We start from the raw sequence: 1,044 nt of genomic DNA, 5'->3' as shown, positions 1-1,044 counted from the left end.
CGATATACGATTTCCAGAAGAGTATGCTGCATGGAAGGTGGGACCGTCTATCAATATACCACTCAACGAACTTCCCCATAGACTTAAAGAGATCGACAAAACAAAAACTGTCGTGATGGCCTGCCCTCATAAAGACAGGGCAATCCTTGCTATGGTGTATCTACGTTCACAAGGAATTAAGGCAAAGTACCTTACTGATGGACTCATAGGCCTTGCAGAGAACTTACGCGGTGACAAAGCTAAAAGATTTATGGATGCTCTTCAAAAATTAAAGTAACTCCTTATTTTTCACAACGTTACAAAAGCAACGCTCCAGACCTTTATGCTGCTCTATACATCGCTGCCTGGAAAGCATTTAAATGGTTTAAATTGCCTATTTTAAGGGTTTCATATACATCAACCACATCACTTGGCATACCTACAGAGGCATGTTCTAGATCATCTATTTCTGTATTACCAATAAACTCACCCACTTCCAATGCATCAAGGAGTGATTTTCCACCTTGTTCTATACATGCATCATAAAGCGTTTGAAGTACCAGTGAATCAAACTTACCTATAGCATCTTCATCCACATGTGATGTTTTAACACCATACGTATCACACAGTTCTCGTGCAGAATCTATGTGTCTTTGCTCTGCATTTCGGATCAATGCAACAATATTTTCATTGTGATAGATCTTACCCAATGTGATATACACATCTCTAGCTACTTTTTCTTCTTGATAAATGAAAAAAAGCATATCTTTTTGTTCTTCAGTCAGTACATTATTAGTATTAGGCTTTATACTCATGATAGTAATCCTTTTTATTCATTTTTAATTACAGCCCTATTATAAACAATAAGTATGAAGTATGAATGAAGATAAAAACCTGAATTCTAGTAGAAGCCAGAGTGTAATAAATTCCAATAAAGTATGAAAGAGGTAAAAAGGGGGTATTGCATCGAGTATCACGGCAAAAATAGCTGTGATAAAAACAGTAAATAAATATAATCTTTAGGGTAGCATACTACACTAATATCATTGTAGCACTTAATAAATT

General features: G+C 35.6%; 2 protein-coding genes. One reads left to right on the top strand and one right to left on the bottom strand.

Annotated elements, in window-relative coordinates; all coding sequences use genetic code 11:
* A partial coding sequence (locus tag ABYK33_RS15880) for a rhodanese-like domain-containing protein (protein WP_373034296.1) occupies positions 1-277 on the top strand: 277 nt, incomplete at its 5' end.
* A 43-nt stretch (positions 278-320) separates the two neighbouring features.
* Here the strand turns inward: ABYK33_RS15880 and ABYK33_RS15875 are convergent.
* Positions 321-794 carry a DUF2202 domain-containing protein gene (locus ABYK33_RS15875; RefSeq protein WP_373034295.1) on the bottom strand — a complete coding sequence of 158 codons (474 nt, stop codon included), beginning with the start codon at positions 792-794 and terminating at the stop codon, positions 321-323.
* Positions 795-1,044: the final 250 nt, after the last annotated feature.

Origin of the sequence: Sulfurovum sp. (genome assembly GCF_041562805.1) — a bacterium.
GTDB lineage: Bacteria > Campylobacterota > Campylobacteria > Campylobacterales > Sulfurovaceae > Sulfurovum.
This window is presented reverse-complemented; position numbering and strand designations above follow the sequence as displayed.